This is a genomic window from Enterobacter sp. BNK-22 (genome assembly GCF_048684805.1).
GTDB lineage: Bacteria > Pseudomonadota > Gammaproteobacteria > Enterobacterales > Enterobacteriaceae > Enterobacter > Enterobacter quasiroggenkampii.
The window spans coordinates 3889056-3903065 of the sequence record NZ_JBLQTT010000001.1 but is presented as its reverse complement, the minus strand read 5'-3'; the positions used below and the strand labels follow the sequence as shown (position 1 = coordinate 3903065).

At 57.4% G+C, this 14010-nt stretch carries 11 protein-coding genes; 5 read left to right on the top strand and 6 right to left on the bottom strand.

The annotated features are described in order from the left end of the window. On the top strand, positions 1-240 hold the full coding sequence (gene feoC, locus ACMGGE_RS18345) for a [Fe-S]-dependent transcriptional repressor FeoC (protein WP_045909345.1): 240 nt from the start codon (positions 1-3) through the stop codon (positions 238-240). On the opposite strand, the gene bioH is transcribed toward feoC, so the two are convergent. Continuing rightward, positions 212-994: a pimeloyl-ACP methyl ester esterase BioH gene (gene bioH, locus ACMGGE_RS18340; RefSeq protein WP_069720566.1), complete on the bottom strand. Its 783-nt coding sequence runs from the start codon at positions 992-994 to the stop codon at positions 212-214. The genes feoC and bioH overlap by 29 nt on opposite strands. Positions 995-1030: 36 nt before the next feature. On the opposite strand from bioH, the gene gntX reads away from it, so the two are divergent. From gntX to gntT, 3 genes are all read left to right on the top strand, one after another. Further along, positions 1031-1714: a DNA utilization protein GntX gene (gene gntX / locus ACMGGE_RS18335; RefSeq protein ID WP_196353029.1), complete on the top strand. Its 684-nt coding sequence runs from the start codon at positions 1031-1033 to the stop codon at positions 1712-1714. Positions 1715-1775: 61 nt separating this feature from the next. Continuing rightward, complete coding sequence (nfuA, locus tag ACMGGE_RS18330; protein ID WP_008503055.1) at positions 1776-2351, top strand: Fe-S biogenesis protein NfuA; 576 nt, start codon at positions 1776-1778, stop codon at positions 2349-2351. Positions 2352-2667: 316 nt separating this feature from the next. Then, complete coding sequence (gene gntT, locus ACMGGE_RS18325) at positions 2668-3984, top strand: gluconate transporter (protein WP_024907902.1); 1317 nt, start codon at positions 2668-2670, stop codon at positions 3982-3984. 87 nt (positions 3985-4071) lie between these two features. Here the strand turns inward: gntT and malQ are convergent, their stop codons facing one another. Beyond that, positions 4072-6150: a 4-alpha-glucanotransferase gene (gene malQ, locus ACMGGE_RS18320; RefSeq protein WP_420294024.1), complete on the bottom strand. Its 2079-nt coding sequence runs from the start codon at positions 6148-6150 to the stop codon at positions 4072-4074. Between the two features lie 9 nt (positions 6151-6159). Continuing rightward, complete coding sequence (gene malP / locus ACMGGE_RS18315) at positions 6160-8553, bottom strand: maltodextrin phosphorylase (protein WP_420294023.1); 2394 nt, start codon at positions 8551-8553, stop codon at positions 6160-6162. Positions 8554-9138: 585 nt separating this feature from the next. Between malP and malT the strand changes: the two genes are divergently transcribed. Further along, a complete protein-coding gene (gene malT / locus ACMGGE_RS18310; protein WP_045909015.1) occupies positions 9139-11844 on the top strand; it encodes an HTH-type transcriptional regulator MalT in 2706 nt (901 codons plus the stop codon). Positions 11845-11925: 81 nt separating this feature from the next. Here the strand turns inward: malT and ACMGGE_RS18305 are convergent, their stop codons facing one another. Genes ACMGGE_RS18305 through glpE form a run of 3 tightly spaced genes read right to left on the bottom strand, consistent with a single transcriptional unit; the run spans position 11926 to position 13911 of the window. After that, positions 11926-12684, bottom strand: a complete 759-nt coding sequence (locus tag ACMGGE_RS18305) for a DeoR/GlpR family transcriptional regulator (RefSeq protein WP_008503060.1) — start codon at positions 12682-12684, stop codon at positions 11926-11928. A 16-nt stretch (positions 12685-12700) separates the two neighbouring features. Further along, the gene (gene glpG / locus ACMGGE_RS18300; RefSeq protein ID WP_420294022.1) at positions 12701-13531 is read right to left on the bottom strand and encodes a rhomboid family intramembrane serine protease GlpG; all 831 of its coding nucleotides are present in this window, start codon (positions 13529-13531) and stop codon (positions 12701-12703) included. Positions 13532-13578: 47 nt separating this feature from the next. After that, the gene (glpE, locus tag ACMGGE_RS18295; protein WP_008503062.1) at positions 13579-13911 is read right to left on the bottom strand and encodes a thiosulfate sulfurtransferase GlpE; all 333 of its coding nucleotides are present in this window, start codon (positions 13909-13911) and stop codon (positions 13579-13581) included. Positions 13912-14010 lie beyond the last annotated feature (99 nt).

Genomic DNA, 14010 nt, shown 5'->3' with positions numbered 1-14010 from the left:
ATGGCATCGTTGATTCAGGTTCGTGATCTGCTGGCGCTGCAGGGGCGAATGGAGGCGAAACAGCTGAGCCTCAGCCTGCATACGCCGCAGCCGATGATCGATGCCATGCTGGAAAGACTGGAAGCCATGGGGAAAGCGGTGCGGATTCAGGAAGAGCCGGACGGTTGTCTGTCCGGCAGCTGTAAACATTGCCCGGAAGGAAAAGCCTGCCTCACGGAGTGGTGGTCACTTCGCGAATAAAGACGGTCAGCGCCGAACAAAACTCGTCAGGATGTGAGATAAACGGCGCGTGTGCCGCTTTAGCGACCACCATTGATTGGCTTTTCGGCCACAGATCATCCAGCAGCGGAGCCACTTTGCGCGGCACAATTCCGTCAAGGTAACCATAAATACGCAGATGCGGTATCGTCAGGGAGGCCAGCGGCGCGCGCAGGTCAACCGTTTTCAGCAGCTCAAGACCGCCATTAAGCACCTCAACCTCCGGCATCGGCAGCGACAGCACGGTTTGCTTCAGCGTACGGGCATCCTTACGGGCGGTTTCAGTTCCCATCGTCTGCAGGGCGAGGAACCGCTCTACGGTCCGCTGGAAATCTTCGCTCAGCTGCTGCTGGAAGCCCGCCAGTACCTCGGGTTTTATCCCCGGCCACGCGTCCTGCGCGCTAAAACAGGGCGACGACGCCACCGTCACCAGCGCTTTTACGCGGTCAGGCCGCGACAGCGCAATCTGGCTTGCCACCAGCCCGCCCAGGCTCCAGCCCAGCCAGACAGCGTTTTGCGGCGCAGCGTCCAGAACCTGCTGTGCCATCTCATCAAGCGACATGGCCCCAAAACCGCGGCTGCGGCCAAAGCCAGGTAAGTCCACCAGATGCAGCGTGAAATGCGAGGCAAGTTCCTCACGTATGCAATGCCATATCTCTGCATTCAGGCCCCATCCGTGCAGCAGCACAAGATGGCAATTTCCTGTCCCTACGGTCTGCCACCACAGCGTCTTCATCAGTTACTGTTCTCTTTTTTCACATGGAGGTTGCACATGCTAACAGTACCTGGGTTGTGCTGGCTATGCAGAATGCCGCTGGCACTCAGCGGATGGGGCATCTGCTCCGTCTGCACGCGATCGCTGCAATGGCGTATCGGGACCTGTCCACAATGCGGTTTACCGGCTACCAATCCCTCTTTGCCCTGCGGCCGCTGCCTGAAAAAATCCCCGCCGTGGAGTGCGCTGGTGGCAGTGGATGATTATGTTCCGCCGCTGAGCAGGCTGATTCACGCGCTGAAGTTTTCCGGCCAGAGTGCGCTAGCTCAGCCCCTTGCCCGACTGCTACTGCTGGCGGTTTTGCAGGCGCGGCGCCACCGCGCATTGCCGAAAATCGACAGGGTGGTAAATGTCCCCCTGTACCGACGTCGGCACTGGCGGCGGGGCTATAACCAGAGTGACCTAATCTGCCGTCCCCTCGCCCGGTGGCTTGGCTGTCAGTATGATGCCCGCACGCTGACACGTGTTCATGCCACCGCCATCCAGCATCAGCTCAGCGCCCGGCTTCGCAAAAGAAACCTCAAAAATGCCTTTCGCCTTGAATTGCCGGTCGACGGTCTCCATATCGCGATTGTGGATGATGTCGTCACCACAGGCAGTACCGTTGCTGAACTTTCCCGACTGCTTTTGCAAAGCGGCGCCGCGTCGGTTCAGGTATGGTGTCTGTGCCGTACCTTGTAGCCCTTCTTCAATGGGCGTATGATTATACCCAGGTAATTTAGTCAACTATTAGGCCAAAGCTATGATCCGTATTTCCGATTCTGCACAAGCGCACTTTGCCAAACTGCTGGCAAATCAGGAAGAAGGGACGCAGATCCGCGTGTTTGTGATTAATCCAGGCACTCCGAATGCAGAATGTGGTGTTTCTTATTGTCCTCCGGACGCTGTGGAAGCCACCGACACTGCCCTTAAATTTGAACAGCTCACCGCCTATGTTGATGAGCTGAGCGCACCGTATCTTGAAGATGCGGAGATTGACTTCGTCACCGATCAGCTGGGTTCTCAGCTGACCCTGAAAGCGCCGAACGCGAAAATGCGTAAAGTGTCTGACGATGCCCCGCTGATGGAGCGCGTTGAGTATCTGCTGCAATCCCAGATCAACCCACAGCTGGCTGGCCACGGCGGCCGTGTTTCCCTGATGGAAATCACCGACGAAGGTTTTGCCATTCTGCAGTTTGGCGGCGGTTGTAACGGTTGTTCAATGGTCGATGTCACCCTGAAAGAAGGGATCGAGAAGCAGCTGCTGAACGAGTTCCCGGAACTGAAAGGCGTGCGTGACCTGACCGAACACCAGCGCGGCGAGCACTCCTACTACTGATTCAGTGCCCGTCTGTATTGCCCGGTGGCGCTACGCTTACCGGGCCTACAAAACCCTGCTCCCCCTCTTCGTTCCCCTCTATATGTTGACCTGCGTCTCATAATTCACATTTTGCCTTCCAGGGTGATTCTCAATCACGCCATGTTACCCGTATCATTCTCATGGGCACTAAACACACTCATAACAGCCGACTAAACTTAATCGTTTAAAAGGCATCAGTATTAGTGCCGTTACTTCTCTGTTCCCAGTTGGGACAATCGGAATTTGTCGTTGAAACAATGACGTTACCCATAACAATTCAAAGGCCAGGTAAATCATGCCATTAGTCATCGTTGCTATCGGTGTTGTGTTATTACTGCTCTTGATGATCCGCTTCAAAATGAACGGATTTATCGCTCTGGTTCTGGTGGCGCTTGCAGTCGGTCTGATGCAGGGGATGCCGCTGGTGAAAGTTATCAGCTCGATTAAAGCCGGTGTCGGCGGCACGCTCGGCAGCCTGGCGTTGATCATGGGCTTCGGCGCCATGCTCGGTAAGATGCTGGCGGACTGCGGCGGCGCCCAGCGTATTGCCACCACGCTTATCGACAAATTTGGTAAGAAGAACATTCAGTGGGCAGTGGTGTTAACCGGCTTTACCGTCGGTTTCGCGCTGTTCTATGAAGTGGGCTTCGTATTGATGCTGCCGCTGGTGTTCACCATTGCGGCTGCCGCGAGCATCCCGCTGCTGTATGTCGGTGTGCCTATGGCCGCGGCGCTGTCCGTGACCCACGGCTTCCTGCCGCCGCACCCGGGTCCAACCGCTATCGCGACCATCTTCCACGCGGATATGGGTAAAACCCTGCTGTTCGGTACGATTCTGGCGATCCCGACGGTGATTCTGGCAGGCCCGGTTTATGCCCGCTTCCTGAAAGGGATTGATAAGCCTATCCCGGAAGGTCTGTACAGCGCTAAAACCTTCACCGAAGAAGAGATGCCTGGCTTTGGCGTCAGCGTCTGGACCTCTCTGGTACCGGTGATCCTGATGGCGATGCGCGCCGTGGCAGAGATGATCCTGCCGAAAGGTCATGCGTTCCTGTCCGTGGCGGAATTCCTGGGTGATCCGGTGATGGCAACGCTGATTGCCGTGCTGATCGCGATGTTCACCTTCGGTCTGAACCGTGGCCGCTCCATGGATCAGATCAACGACACGCTGACCTCTTCCATCAAAATCATTGCCATGATGCTCCTGATCATCGGCGGTGGCGGTGCGTTCAAACAGGTTCTGGTCGACAGCGGCGTGGACAAATACATCGCCGCGATGATGCATGAAACCAACGTGTCGCCGCTTCTGATGGCCTGGTCTATTGCCGCAGTTCTGCGTATTGCGCTGGGCTCTGCGACCGTTGCGGCGATCACCGCCGGCGGCATCGTTGCGCCGTTGATTGCCACCACGGGCGTGAGCCCTGAGCTGATGGTTATCGCCGTCGGTTCCGGTAGCGTGATTTTCTCTCACGTTAACGACCCGGGCTTCTGGCTGTTCAAGGAGTACTTCAACCTGACGATCGGTGAAACCATCAAGTCCTGGTCCGCGCTGGAAACCATTATTTCGGTGTGCGGTCTGGTCGGGGTGCTGCTGTTGAATATGGTGGTCTGATGCCCTAAGTCGGGTGGCGGCTACGCCTTACCCGACCTACATGAGCACTACCGGATAATAAAAAACCCGCCACTGGCGGGTTTTTTATTACTTCTTCCCGGCAGCTTTTCGCCGCTTATCCAAATCCTTAATCAGCCTGTTCACCCCGTCATCGGCAAACATCGCCTCAAGCGTGGTGGACAGCTTGCGACGCCAGTTCTTGTACTGATAGCTGGTGCCCGGGATGTTCACCGGCTCCGCCATATCAATCCAGTCTTCCGGCTGCAGCCCCAGCAGGGCGCTATTGCTGTCGGCAATGTAACGCTGCAAACCACGGTTGAGCGTGGAGGTCATGGACATCAGCGACGCCTTATGCCCGGCACGTTTTGGCAGACAGCACTGCTTGTGCAGCGCATCCAGCAGCCCCTGTTTGGAGAGTTCGCGATCCTGATACAGGCCGCGTAACACCTCTTCATCAGGATACAGGCCCAGCGTTTTGCCAAGGGTCAGATCGCCGCTTTCCCAATAGCCACGAAGCGTAGGAAGGTCATGCGTCGTCGCGACTGCCATTGACTGTTCAGGGTACGCTTGCGGCGCGCGGAAGGTTTTCTCATGATCGTTTTCAAAATAGAGCACTTTATAGGAGTAGACGCCGCTGTCACGGAGCTTGCTGACAATTTCCACCGGCACGGTACCGAGATCTTCACCGATCACCATGCACTGATGACGCTTGCTTTCCAGAGCCAGGATCGACAGCAGATCGTCAACCGGATACTGCACGTACGCCCCGTGATCCGCCGTTTCACCGTACGGGATCCACCACAGGCGCAGCACGGACATCACGTGGTCGATACGCAGCGCGCCGCAGTTCTGCATGTTCGCGCGCAGCAGGTCGATGAACGGCTCGTAGGCGCGCGCCGCCATGACGTGCGGATCCATCGGCGGTAATCCCCAGTTCTGGCCGAGCGGCCCCAGGATATCCGGTGGTGCCCCCACGGAGGCCTTCAGGCAGTAAAGCTCACGGTCGCACCAGGTTTCCGCGCCGCCTTCCGCCACGCCCACGGCCAGGTCACGGTACAGGCCAATCGGCATTTTATAGCCCTGGCTCACCTGCCAGCAGGCGGCAAACTGGCTGTACGCCAGCCACTGCAGCCACAGGTAGAAGTCCACTTCATCGGCATATTTTTTACAGAACGCTTTCACTTCCGGCGTGTCGACGGATTGATACGCTTCAGGCCAGACCGGCCAGCCCCAGCGCATTTCGTCCTCTTTCACCTGATACGCATGCAGCGCATCGAACGCCGCCTGCCAGTACAGGCTCTCGCCCTCCTGCGTCACAAACTGGCGGAACGCCGCCATCTGCTCGTCATCGCGCTGCGAAAAGCCTTTCCACGCCAGGCGCAGCGCGGCCATTTTCAGCGCCGTGACGGTGGAGTAATCCACCCAGTCGGCTTCGCGCGCCTGCTTCAGCGCCTGCTGCGTGGTGCTGAGTTTCCACCAGGCCTGCGCCTCATGGCTGTTTTTGAAATCATCTAAGGCGTTAACGTCGATATAAATCACGTTCAGCCAGCGACGGGACGACGGGCTGTACGGGCTGGCGCTCTCCGGGTTGGCCGGGTAGAGGGCGTGGATCGGATTGAGGCCGATAAACGCGCCGCCGCGCTCGCCCACGGATGCCAGCATGTTCTTCAGATCGCCAAAATCACCGATGCCCCAGTTGCTGTCGGACCGCAGCGTATAGAGCTGCACGCAGGCGCCCCACAGCTTTTTGCCTTCAAGCAGCGCCTGCGGCTCGTAGCAGCGTTTTGGCGCGACGATCACCCGGCAGTGGAAACGCCGATCGTCCTGGGTGAGCGTCAGGGTGTGATAGCCCTCCGGCAGCTTCGCCGGAAGGTTGAGCGTTTTGCCGCCGGTGGCGTGGCCTTTGTGCTGATGCCCCTCTTCGGTCGTGAGCAGCCAGCTAAACTCGCCGCGCCCCTCCACCGCGAGCGGCATCTTTTTGCCTGCAGTGAATACCTTCACGTTCGGCACCGGCGCAGCCGACGCTTTCGCGTCGGTTTTGTGCATAGCGTCCAGCAAACGTCTTTTGGTGTCGGCGCCAATAGACTGTGGTTTGCCGTGAGCATTAATGTAACTGAGGCTAATTCCCGCCGCCTGCGCGGCACTGTCCAGACGTTTACTCTCCATCGCGCTTCCTTAGCGTTTTGCCTGCCAGATACGGGCCTGATAATCACGGATTGAGCGGTCAGAGCTGAACATACCGCAGCGCGCGGTGTTCAGGATGCACGCGCGGGTCCACGCTTCCTGGTCGCGATACAGCACATCGACCTGTTTTTGCGCGTCGACATAGGCCGTGAAGTCCGCCATCACCAGATACGGGTCACCGCCGTGTTTGTCCATGCTGTGCAGCATCTGGTCAAACGCGTGCTTGTCGCCGTCGCTGTATTTGCCGCTCTCCAGCTCTTTCAGCACCGCATCAAGCACTTTGTCTTTCTTACGCCATTTCACCGGGTCGTAGCCTTTGGCCTTGATGGCTTTCACCTCTTCCACGGTGTGGCCGAAGATAAAGATATTCTCTTCGCCCACCTTCTCGGCGATTTCGACGTTGGCCCCGTCGAGCGTGCCGACGGTCAGCGCGCCGTTCAGCGCCAGCTTCATGTTGCCGGTACCGGAGGCTTCTTTCCCTGCGGTTGAGATCTGCTCGGAGATATCTGCCGCCGGGATCAGCATTTCAGCCGCCGAGACGCAGTAATCCGGCAGGAACACCACCTTCAGCTTGTCGCCCACTTTCGGATCGCTGTTGATCGCCGCCGCCACTTTATTGATGGCGAGGATGATGTTTTTCGCCAGATAGTAGCCCGGGGCCGCTTTCGCACCGAACAGGAACACGCGCGGGACGCGATCGGCCTGCGGGTTCTCGCGGATCTCTTTGTACAGCGCCAGAATGTGCAGCAGGTTCAGGTGCTGGCGTTTGTACTCGTGCAGACGCTTGATCTGAATATCGAAAATCGCATTCGGGTTGATCTCAATCCCGGTACGCATTTTCACAAACTCCGCCAGGCGAACTTTGTTCTCCAGCTTGATCGCCCGGTACTGCTCGCGGAATTTCGCGTCGTCAGCGTATTTTTCCAGGTTGATGAGCTGGTCCAGATCGTTGGCCCACTCTTTCTTCAGGGTCTTGTCCAGCAGGCCCGCCAGCAGCGGGTTGCACTGCTTGATCCAGCGACGCGGCGTGATGCCGTTGGTCACGTTGTGGAATTTGGTTGGCCACAGCTGGTGGTATTCCGGGAAGAGGTCTTTGACCACCAGATCCGAGTGCAGCGCCGCCACGCCGTTCACCGCAAAGCCGCTCACCACGCACATGTTCGCCATGCGTACCTGCTTATCGTGAACCACCGCCAGCTTCGCCCAGACCGCCTTGTTGCCCGGCCAGGTTTTATCCACGAGCTTTTTAAACTGGTCGTTAATCTTGTTGATGATCTGCATGTGGCGCGGCAGCAGCGTTTTCACCAGCTTCTCATCCCAGCACTCCAGCGCTTCTGGCATCAGCGTGTGGTTGGTGTAGGCAAAGGTACGGCTGGTAATGGCCCAGGCGTCGTCCCAGCTCAGCTGATGCTCGTCGATCAGCACGCGCAGCAGTTCCGGGATGGCAATGGTCGGGTGCGTGTCGTTGAGCTGAATGACTTCGAAGTCCGGCAGCTGCGCCAGCTTGCGGCCCGCCAGGTGATGGCGACGCAGAATGTCCGCCACGGAGCAGGCGCACTGGAAGTACTGCTGCATCAGGCGCAGCTTTTTACCGGCCAGGTGGTTGTCGTTCGGATAGAGGACTTTGGTCAGCTTCTCGGCGTCGATGCCCTGCTGCTCGGCCCGCAGGAAATCGCCGTCGTTGAATTTAGTCAGGTTAAACGGGTGAGCGTGTTTCGCCTGCCACAGACGCAGCGGCTGCGCCACGCCGTTACGGTAGCCAAGCACCGGCAGATCCCAGGCTTCGCCGGTGATGGTGAACGCCGGTTCCCAGAGACCTTGTTTCGTCACTTTCCCGCCAATGCCAACCTGCACGTCAAGCTGCGCGTTATGGCGGAACCACGGATAGGTATTGCGATGCCAGTCGTCCGGCGCTTCCATCTGGTGGCCGTCAGCAAACGACTGACGGAACAGGCCGTACTGGTAGTTCAGGCCGTAGCCAATCGCCGACTGGCCGACGGTCGCCATGGAGTCAAGGAAGCAGGCCGCCAGGCGTCCCAGACCGCCGTTGCCCAGCGCCGGATCAATCTCTTCTTCCAGCAGGTCGGTCAGGTTAATGTCGTGTTCTTTAAGGACGTCACCGACCTCCTGATACCAGCCGAGGTTCAACAGGTTGTTGCCCGTCAGACGGCCAATCAGGAATTCCATTGAAATGTAGTTTACATGGCGCTGGCCTTTTACCGGTTTTGCCAGGGGTTGAGCATCCAGCTGCTCTGCGAGCGCACCGCTCACTGCCTGCCACCACTGGTGAGGCGTCATCTCGTTTGCAGCATGAAGGCCAAAACGCTGCCACTGACGCGTCAGGGCAGCCTGGAATTGAGCTTTGTTGAAGGTAGGCTGTGACATAGGGGATCGGCATCCTTTAGAAAGAAAACACAAGTTGGCGCTAGTGTGCCTGGCTCATTTCCCCTCTTCCTCCTCCCGAGGGGGATTAGACAGGGAGGAGTAGCGGGGATGAGCAGAAAAGTGTGATCAAGGCCACTCTCAGAGCATAGTTCGAGTGTGCCCGGAAGATAAAAAAGTAACCGAGGAGAATGTCAAAGAAATGAAATGCGGTTTCGGGTGAAATTAAACCCCGCCGAAATAATTACTTACGTAGAATAATATTGCGGCAATCGGGAAATCGCTAAGGAGATTATTAATCTCCCTTAACTTTACCAGAAGTATATTAAATTCGACGTCACTATCCCTTTCTGAAACCAGTTTCAGCGCAGCCGTAGCACAGCCATACAAGCCAGCATTGACGGGGCATTAAAGACCTTTTCAGAAAGTTCCCTCCTCTGTCTGAATGTTTTGTGACAGAGTGCAAATTCACAGCCACCAAATCCAGACATAACTTGCAATAGTTAACTTATTGGCCGACCTTATAACCATTAATTACGAAGCGCAAAAAAAATAAAATCTCTCGTTCCCCACAGTGAAGTGAAACCTATGTTGATTCCGTCTAAATTAAGTCGCCCGGTTCGTCTTGACCACACAGTGGTCCGCGAGCGTCTGTTGGCTAAACTTTCCGGCGCGCATAATTTCCGACTGGCGCTGGTTACGAGCCCTGCAGGTTATGGAAAAACAACGCTCATTTCGCAATGGGCCGCAGGTAAGAGCGATCTTGGCTGGTACTCTCTTGATGAAGGCGATAACCAGCAGGAGCGCTTTGCCAGCTATCTGATTGCCGCGATACAGCAAGCCACCCATGGACACTGCGTTGCCAGTGAGGTGATGGTGCAAAAGCGCCAGTACGCCAGCCTGTCCTCCCTTTTCTCTCAGCTGTTTATCGAACTGGCTGAATGGCATCGCCCGCTTTACGTGGTGATTGATGATTACCATCTCATCACTAACCCGGTGATTCATGAATCAATGCGTTTCTTCCTGCGCCATCAGCCGGAAAACCTGACGTTAGTGGTGCTGTCACGCAATCTGCCGCAGCTGGGTATTGCCAACCTGCGCGTGCGCGATCAGCTTCTGGAAGTGGGTAGCCAGCAGCTGGCCTTTACCCACCAGGAAGCAAAACAGTTCTTTGACTGCCGCCTGACCTCACCCATTGAGGCCGCTGAAAGCAGCCGCCTGTGTGATGACGTCGCGGGCTGGGCCACGGCGCTGCAGCTCATCGCCCTCTCTGCCCGGCAAAACAACAGTCCAGCCCATCAGTCAGCGCGGCGTCTGGCCGGCATCAACGCCAGCCACCTCTCTGATTACCTGGTGGACGAGGTGCTGAACAGTGTCGATCCCTCGACGCGTAATTTCCTGCTGAAAAGCTCGCTGCTGCGCTCCATGAACGATGCCCTCATCGTGCGGGTGACGGGCTGTGAAAACGGTCAGCTGCAGCTCGAAGAAATTGAACGTCAGGGCCTTTTCCTGACGCGCATGGACGATCCCGGCGAGTGGTTTAGCTATCATCCGCTGTTTGGTAGCTTCCTGCGCCAGCGCTGTCAGTGGGAGCTGGCGGTTGAACTGCCGGAGATCCACCGCGCCGCTGCCGAAAGCTGGATGGCACAGGGCTTCCCGAGCGAGGCCATCCACCACGCGCTCGCTGCAGGGGATGCCAGCATGCTGCGCGATATCCTCCTCAATCATGCGTGGGGCCTGTTTAACCACAGCGAGCTGACGCTGCTGGAAGAGTCCCTCAAAGCCCTGCCGTGGGAAAGCCTGCTGGAGAATCCGCGTCTGGTGCTGCTGCAGGCCTGGCTGATGCAGAGCCAGCATCGCTACAGCGAAGTGAACACCCTGCTGGCGCGTGCCGAGCAGGAGATGGAAAGCGAGATGGATACCACCCTGCACGGCGAGTTCAACGCGCTGCGCGCTCAGGTGGCCATTAACGATGGCGACCCGGACGAAGCGGAACGGCTGGCGATGGTTGCGCTGGATGAACTGCCGCTGGCCAACTTCTACAGCCGCATCGTGGCGACCTCCGTACACGGCGAAGTGCTGCACTGCAAAGGTGACCTCACGCGTTCGCTTTCACTGATGCAGCAAACCGAACAGATGGCGCGTCGTCATGATGTCTGGCACTACGCGCTGTGGAGCCTGATCCAGCAGAGCGAGATTTTATTCGCGCAGGGGTTCCTGCAGGCTGCCTGGGAAAACCAGGAAAAAGCGTTCCAGCTGATTCGTGAACAGCACCTGGAACAGTTGCCGATGCACGAGTTCCTGTTGCGTATTCGCGCTCAGCTGCTGTGGGCATGGTCGCGTCTGGATGAAGCAGAAAGCTGCGCCCGCCAGGGTGTGGATGTTCTTTCCAGCTTCCAGCCTCAGCAGCAGCTGCAGTGTCTGGCGCTGCTGGTGCAGTGCTCGCTGGCGCGCGGCGATCTCGATAACGCCCGCAACCATCTTAACCGCCTGGAAAACCTGCTCGGCAACGGTCAGTATCATAGTGACTGGGTGTCAAACGCCGATAAGGTCCGGGTGATTTACTGGCAGATGACCGGCGATAAAAAATCCGCCGCCAACTGGCTGCGTCAGACGCCAAAACCGGAATTTGCCAACAACCACTTCCTGCAGAGCCAGTGGCGCAACATTGCCCGCGCGCAGATCCTGCTCGGTGAATTAGAGCCTGCTGAGATTGTGCTGGAAGAGCTGAACGAGAACGCGCGCAGCCTGCGCCTGATGAGCGATCTGAACCGCAACCTGCTGCTGCAGAACCAGCTCTACTGGCAGGCGGGTCGTAAAAACGATGCCCAGCGCGTGCTGCTGGAGGCGCTACAGCTGGCAAACCGCACCGGGTTTATCAGCCACTTTGTGATTGAGGGTGAAGTGATGGCCCAGCAGCTGCGTCAGCTTATTCAGCTCAACACGCTGCCGGAGCTGGATCAGCATCGCGCCCAGCGCATTCTGCGCGAGATTAACCAGCATCATCGCCACAAGTTCGCGCATTTTGATGAGAACTTCGTTGAACGTCTGCTTAACCACCCGGAAGTGCCGGAGCTTATCCGCACCAGCCCGCTCACCCAGCGCGAATGGCAGGTTCTGGGGCTGATCTATTCAGGCTACAGCAACGAGCAGATTGCCGGCGAGCTGGCGGTGGCGGCGACCACCATCAAAACGCATATCCGCAACCTGTACCAGAAGCTGGGCGTGGCGCATCGTCAGGATGCGGTACAGCATGCACAGCAGCTGTTGAAGATGATGGGATACGGAGTGTAATTCATTGCCTGGCGGCGCTACGCTTGCACGGGCCTACGGGTGTTGTAGGTCGGGTAAGCGCAGCGCCACCCGACACAACCGTTAGCACAATTCCAGCTGCAAATTATTATCTTTAATCACCTGCATCACGCCCGCTGGCGGCATCACGTCGGTATAGACCGCATCCACCATGCTGATGCTGCCCATGTTCACCATCGCGTTACGGCCAAACTTCGAATGATCCACCACCAGCATCACGTGGCGCGAGTTTTCAATGATCGCGCGCTTGGTGCGTACCTCGTGGTAATCAAACTCCAGCAGCGAGCCGTCGCTGTCGATGCCGCTGATCCCCAGAATGCCGAAGTCGAGGCGGAACTGGGAGATAAAATCGAGGGTGGCTTCGCCAATAATTCCGCCGTCGCGGCTGCGCAGCTCCCCACCCGCGAGGATGATGCGGAAATCGTCTTTCTGCATCAGGGTGTTAGCCACGTTCAGGTTGTTGGTGACCACGCGCAGGTTCTCATGATCCAGCAGCGCATGGGCGACCGCTTCCGGCGTGGTGCCGATATCAATAAACAGTGTCGCCCCGTTTGGGATCTGGCTGGCGACCTTGCGGGCAATACGCTCTTTTTCCGCCGTCTGCGTGGCTTTACGGTCGTGCCAGGAGGTGTTAACCGAGCTGGACGGCAGCGCCGCGCCACCGTGGTGGCGAAGAATACGGTTCTGATCGGCCAGGTCGTTCAGGTCACGACGGATGGTTTGTGGGCTGACGGCAAACTGCTCCACCAGCTCTTCGGTGCTGACGTATCCCTGTTTTTTTACCAGTTCGATAATGGCGTCATGACGTTGTGTTTGTTTCATCAATTATCCCTGAGAATTATGTTCGTTTTCGCGCATGGAGCGTGTCGGCAAAGGCCATCGCCAGCCCCACGGCCAGCCCGGCGACGTGCGCACCGTTGGCGATAGACATACCAAACAGATCAAACCATCCGGCAATTAGCCATATTAACGAAAAGGTTATTAATCCGCGTTGCAGATAGATGCCACTTTCCGGGTCGCGCTCCCCGCGAAGCCAGACGTAGCCCATCAGGGCATACACGACCCCCGACAGCCCGCCGAACCACGGCCCGCTGAACTTGTGCTGCACGTAGCCGCTTAACAGGGCGCTGATGAGGGTGATAACGATCAGCTTGCCGCTGCCCAGACGCTTTTCAACGGCACCGCCGAGATACCACCACCAGAGCAGGTTAAAGAGGATATGCATCACCGAGAAGTGCATCAGCGCGTGGCTAAAGTAGCGCCAGACGTCAAACTCAAGAGACGGGTCATAGGGCCACGCCAGGGCAATCATTACGCTCTGGTCGCCGACCACGTTCATGATAATGAAGACAATGATGCAGGCCGCCATCAGCAGCAGCGTAAACGGGCCCGCGCGCTCGCGAATGGTGGCGAGGAAGGGAAAGCGGCTGTAGTGCAATCCGCTGCCGGTCTGGCCGGATTGCCAGCTGGCCGCCAGATAGCGCGGGTCGCCAGGGTTCTCAAGAAAACGCGCCAGCTCCTCGTTTACCCGCCCGGCCTGGCTCTCATCGGCCAGCCAGACGTCGGTCTGCGTATGTTGCTGAATAGTCAGAATAACGCCCTGCGTCGCCATATAGTCGACAAACGCCTGGGCGACGCGCGGGTTGGTAAAAGAGGTGATCATCAACATGGGCAGCGGTCGCTTATTTCCACACAAAAGGGGACAGTATAGCGGGATCAGCGCTCAAAAGCGTATTCCACTTCCGCCGGGAAATGACGATGCCAGGCATCGAAACCGCCGTCGACGCTGTAAACCGCGTCGTAACCCTGCTGAAGCAGGTACTGCGCCGCGCCTTTGCTGCTGTTGCCGTGATAGCACATGACCATCACCGGCGTGTCGAAGTCGTTATCGCGCATAAACGCGCCCAGCGTGTCGTTGGTGAGATGGAACGCGCCCGGCGTATGACCCATCGCAAAACTCTGCGGATCGCGGATGTCCACCAGCACCGCTTTTCCCTGGTGCATCTTCTGGTGGGCTTCTTCTACGTTAATACATTCAAACTGATCCATGGTGTTCTCTTTACAGTGGTCAACGACAAGATTTTACCCCGTAGTGTACGTCCTGGCGGCGGGTAAACGCCATTATGTTATCCATATCACTCTAAATTG

What these genes read in the sequence shown, in the direction of transcription:
- feoC (WP_045909345.1), top strand. Translation starts at nt 1, where the DNA reads ATGGCATCGTTGATTCAGGTTCGTGATCTGCTGGCGCTGCAGGGGCGA.
- bioH (WP_069720566.1), bottom strand. Translation starts at nt 994, where the DNA reads ATGAAGACGCTGTGGTGGCAGACCGTAGGGACAGGAAATTGCCATCTT.
- gntX (WP_196353029.1), top strand. Translation starts at nt 1,031, where the DNA reads ATGCTAACAGTACCTGGGTTGTGCTGGCTATGCAGAATGCCGCTGGCA.
- nfuA (WP_008503055.1), top strand. Translation starts at nt 1,776, where the DNA reads ATGATCCGTATTTCCGATTCTGCACAAGCGCACTTTGCCAAACTGCTG.
- gntT (WP_024907902.1), top strand. Translation starts at nt 2,668, where the DNA reads ATGCCATTAGTCATCGTTGCTATCGGTGTTGTGTTATTACTGCTCTTG.
- malQ (WP_420294024.1), bottom strand. Translation starts at nt 6,150, where the DNA reads ATGGAGAGTAAACGTCTGGACAGTGCCGCGCAGGCGGCGGGAATTAGC.
- malP (WP_420294023.1), bottom strand. Translation starts at nt 8,553, where the DNA reads ATGTCACAGCCTACCTTCAACAAAGCTCAATTCCAGGCTGCCCTGACG.
- malT (WP_045909015.1), top strand. Translation starts at nt 9,139, where the DNA reads ATGTTGATTCCGTCTAAATTAAGTCGCCCGGTTCGTCTTGACCACACA.
- ACMGGE_RS18305 (WP_008503060.1), bottom strand. Translation starts at nt 12,684, where the DNA reads ATGAAACAAACACAACGTCATGACGCCATTATCGAACTGGTAAAAAAA.
- glpG (WP_420294022.1), bottom strand. Translation starts at nt 13,531, where the DNA reads ATGTTGATGATCACCTCTTTTACCAACCCGCGCGTCGCCCAGGCGTTT.
- glpE (WP_008503062.1), bottom strand. Translation starts at nt 13,911, where the DNA reads ATGGATCAGTTTGAATGTATTAACGTAGAAGAAGCCCACCAGAAGATG.